At 52.2% G+C, this 291-nt stretch carries 1 protein-coding gene; it reads right to left on the bottom strand.

Features of this window, described 5'->3' with window-relative positions:
- The coding region (locus RC73_RS19165) for a TonB-dependent receptor domain-containing protein (RefSeq protein WP_039036130.1) at window positions 1–291 on the bottom strand (291 nt) is incomplete at both ends.

Below are 291 nucleotides of genomic sequence, written 5' to 3'. Positions count from 1 at the left end.
GCTGGCGAGGTGGGGTGCGATCAAACATGTTGAGTATCCCGGCGCGAACCTGCAAGGCATCTGTGATGTTGTAACGGCTGGTCAAATCAAAAGTGGTATAAGACGGGATGTCGTTATAGTTGTTTTGATTGGGTGACCATTCGTTATCCAACACTGTGCTACTGCGATGATTGGCGGTCAGCACGGCAGAAAAGTCATTGTAGGTGTAATCTGTGGTCAGTCGGTGACGCCAGCGTGGACGGGCCTGCTCACCTGCCGATTTAACTTCATCATCGGCGAATCCGGTCGGGT

The organism is Shewanella sp. ECSMB14102 (genome assembly GCF_000813075.1).
Taxonomy (GTDB): Bacteria; Pseudomonadota; Gammaproteobacteria; order Enterobacterales; family Shewanellaceae; genus Shewanella; species Shewanella indica.
The sequence above is the reverse complement of the archived record's forward strand: the minus strand, read 5'-3'. Positions and strand labels throughout refer to the sequence as shown.